The organism is Ignavibacteriales bacterium, from assembly GCA_026390815.1.
GTDB lineage: Bacteria > Bacteroidota > Ignavibacteria > Ignavibacteriales > SURF-24 > JAPLFH01.
The window spans coordinates 1-3,661 of sequence record JAPLFH010000020.1 but is presented as its reverse complement, the minus strand read 5'-3'; the positions used below and the strand labels follow the sequence as shown (position 1 = coordinate 3,661).

6 protein-coding genes are annotated in these 3,661 nt (G+C 31.8%); all 6 read left to right on the top strand.

Annotation, left to right across the window (positions count from 1 at the left end; translation table 11 throughout):
* A partial coding sequence (locus NTX22_07550) for a transposase (GenBank protein MCX6150357.1) occupies positions 1 to 503 on the top strand: 503 nt, incomplete at its 5' end.
* 173 nt (positions 504 to 676) lie between these two features.
* Entirely contained in the window at positions 677 to 931 is a 255-nt protein-coding gene (locus NTX22_07545) for a DUF4258 domain-containing protein (protein ID MCX6150356.1), read from the top strand.
* On the top strand, positions 928 to 1,128 hold the full coding sequence (locus NTX22_07540) for a DUF2283 domain-containing protein (GenBank protein ID MCX6150355.1): 201 nt from the start codon (positions 928 to 930) through the stop codon (positions 1,126 to 1,128). Before NTX22_07545 ends, NTX22_07540 begins: the two co-directional genes overlap by 4 nt.
* A 742-nt stretch (positions 1,129 to 1,870) precedes the next feature.
* The gene (locus NTX22_07535; GenBank protein ID MCX6150354.1) at positions 1,871 to 2,044 is read left to right on the top strand and encodes a hypothetical protein; all 174 of its coding nucleotides are present in this window, start codon (positions 1,871 to 1,873) and stop codon (positions 2,042 to 2,044) included.
* Positions 2,031 to 2,588 carry a hypothetical protein gene (locus tag NTX22_07530; GenBank protein ID MCX6150353.1) on the top strand — a complete coding sequence of 186 codons (558 nt, stop codon included), beginning with the start codon at positions 2,031 to 2,033 and terminating at the stop codon, positions 2,586 to 2,588. The genes NTX22_07535 and NTX22_07530 overlap by 14 nt, the downstream gene beginning before the upstream one ends.
* A 605-nt stretch (positions 2,589 to 3,193) precedes the next feature.
* A partial coding sequence (locus NTX22_07525) for a hypothetical protein (GenBank protein ID MCX6150352.1) occupies positions 3,194 to 3,661 on the top strand: 468 nt, incomplete at its 3' end.

The following is a 3,661-nucleotide window of genomic DNA, read 5'->3' as shown; positions in this document are numbered from 1 at the left end:
GCATATCAAAAGAGAAATTCAGATATGATAAAGAAAAAGATGAATACGTTTGCCCAAACAATAAAATCTTAAGATATCGATATACAACAAAAAGAAAATCAAAAACATATTCTTGTAGTTTTGAAGAATGTAAAAATTGTCAGATAAAAGAAAGTTGTACGCGGGGGAAAAAATCACGTAAGGTGCAACATTCAATTTATCTGGATGAATATGAGCGATTGGAAAAAAGACTGCGTACACGTCTTGGTAAAAGAGCAATGATGTTAAGGAAGACAGGACCGGAGCCATTATTTGGAGAAGGAAAGCTCTATCATGGATTGAAGAAATTTACGACAAAAGGGAAAGATAAAGCTCAAAAAAATTCATTTATGATTGCAACTGTTCAAAATCTGAAGAGATTAATTAAAAGTATAAATCATAAGAAAATTAAAGCAGTTTCTGATAGCTTTTTAAAAAATATTATTGATCTATTAAAATATTATTTCGCTTTGTGTCTTAATTAACTTTATTGAAAAATTGAGTTGTGCAACAGACTCGTCAGGCAGGTCAGGCAGGTCAGGCAGGCTCAAAATCGCAGCAAAGCGTAGATCCCGAGAATCGGGACTAAAACTAAATAAGGCTCAAAAATAAATAGACCCTAACCCAAAACAATTAAAGTGGAAGCCCTATACTTAAAATGCAATATAAACTTTCATTACATGCTCAAAAAGTTGAAGAAGAACGAAAGATACCACTTGAATGGATTGAAAATGCTTTAAATTATCCTGATTTTATTGAGGCCGATATAAAAGATGTAAATATTGAACATAGATTTTACAAAATCGTTAAGTATGATAATAGAATATTGCGGGTAATATGTAAAAAAAATACTGAACCAAAAGAAATTATAACTGCATTTTTGGATAGAAGAATGAAAGGGAAAAATATATGAAATTACATTATGATCAGAATGTTGATGCTTTATATATCCGATTGGATGATTCGGAAATATTAGATTCCGAAGAAGTTAAAGAGGGAATAATATTAGATTTTAATAAGAACGATAGTGTTGTCGGGATTGAAATATTAAATGTCAGCAAACGTATTCCCGTAATGGAGTTAAAAAAAATTCAGTTTGAGTTCGCTTAAGATTCAGCAAAAGAACGAGACAGAGTATAAAACCTAAATAATTAGTCACCTTACGCAAAATTGTCATTCTGAACAGAGTGAAGAATCTCGACACCTCGATTTCAGACTGGTTTGAGATATTTCACCCCGCTCCATATGACAATTACAATTCTTTGTGTAAGGTGACTAATTAGTTATAATTTTTGTACTATTGGGTTTTTAACTAAAAACTTAGAACTCACAACTTAAAACTCTAACAGTTCTATCTTTTCGTTTTACATCTTTCGTTTATCGTTTTACAATTTTCAACTAAAAACTAAGCACTAAAAACTAAACACTAAACACTTGCCTACCGCCTACCTACCGCAGGCACATAGGCGTCAACTTAACGATTATGTTTTTCAATCAAAATTTGTACAATTGTTTTGATTTCTGAATAAATAAATGTTTTATATGTCATCCCTGCTTGCAGCAGGCAAGCCTATCGGGATGTATATTTCTTCATCCCAGAGGGATGATATAATTGTAGAAATAGAAAGAAAAAATAGTGCAAAATGCCGTAGGCATGATATAATAAAAAATGCTTATTAAACCGAAAAATAAAATAATTAGCAATTAATTAATCAGAAATTAATATTCTTAAGTTGACGCCTATGTACCGCAGGCAGGCGTCAGGCAGGCTCAACACTAAAAATTCTCTTAGTTCTGTCTTTTGTCATCTGTCGTTTTACTTTTAATAATTCAAAATTTATAATTCTTAGTTATGGCATTTGTTAAATTAAATCTAAGCCCCGAAAAGAAATTGATTGAATCATTAAAACTTTATTACCTTGCACGTGAATTAAAATTTACTGCATTAAAAAAGTTTAACCCACAACTAACTGAAAAAGATATACGGGAAAAAGTAAAAGAGATATTCAGTAATGCAAGAACTTAATCTTTTTGCAATTTATACCGATATATTGAACCGGAATAAAATAGAGTATTTCATTACTGGCTCTGTAGCGTCAATTGTTTATGGTGAACCACGAATGACTCATGATATCGATCTGGTAATTAACCTGGTAGAAAAACAGGCGGAGAGTTTTTATAATCTTTTTCCTATGGAACAATTTTATTGCCCACCTATGGAAATTATAAGAACAGAAGTAAACAGGTATGCAAGAGGACAGTTAAATATTATCCACCACGATACTGGTTTTAAAGCCGATATTTATTTTGCCGGACAGGATGGATTCCAAAAATGGGCAATGGAAAACAAAAAGGAATTGGAGTTCCTTGGTACAACAATTTATATAGCTCCGCCGGAATATGTGATTGTTAAGAAACTTGAATTCTTTAAAGAAGGCGGTTCACAAAAACATATTTCTGATATCAAATCAATCCTTAATTATTCCAAGGAAATAATTGATTCAAAATTCCTTAATAATAAAATCAGGGAAATGGAACTTGAAAAGATCTGGGAAAAGTATATAACGTAAGAATAAAGTAAACTCGTTGATTAAATTTGTAACAAATCACTTTTGGGTTCATCAAGTTACTTAAGTTTGTGAATTTATAATGATTCTATAAAAATCTTTCTTTTTATATTTAAATCTTTCTTTTGACTTTTCACAACTAAAAACTAAAATAGTTGTTAGTTCTTAGTTTTAAGGTTTTAGTTATCCTCTTTTAACTAAACACTAAACACTTGCCTACCGCCTACCTACCCTGCCTACCGCGGGCAGGCGTCAGGCAGGTCAGGCAGGCGTCAGGCACAGGTCAGGCAGGCTCAAAATCGCAGCAAAGCGTAGATCCCGAAAATCGGGACTAAAAACTGATAGAGCTCAAAACTAATTAGCTTTGCTATTTTAAAAGGAATAAAATGGAATACACTATAATTTTACATAAAGCTTAAGAAGGTGGATATTGGGCAGAAGTGCCTGCCTTAGAAGGTTGTCATTCACAAGGCGAAACCGTAGAAGAAGTCAGTATTAATATCAAAGAAGCTATTGAAGCCTACATTTTAGCCTTGCAGGAAGAAGGGAAAGAATCCCCGTGATTGGGTTTTGAATACTATATTGCAAATAAGCAAATTTAATTGGTAATGAAAAAAACACTGCAAATATTAAATGAATTAGTTGACAGTAATATCATTAAGGAATATGCTATTGCAGGTGGAATGGCACAGTTTTATTATGTTGAACCATCGATTACTTACGATTTAGATTTAATAGTTAATATTGCATCTGTTATAAATACATTAGCACCCTTGGATTCATTATACAACTGGGCAAATGATAATAATTATCAAACTGAAGGAGAACATATAATTATTGCAGGCATTCCCGTACAATTTTTATTAGCTTATAATAGTTTAGTAAATGAAGCTCTGATTAATAAACTGCCGGTTCAATTATTTGGTGAGAAAACCTTTATACTTAGAGCCGAATACCTGATGGCAATAATGCTTCAAACATGGAGATCAACTGACAGAGAAAGATTAGCACGTTTTTTTAATGAAGCTGATTATAACAAAAAAAAATTTGATGATATAATAAACCGATTTGATTTA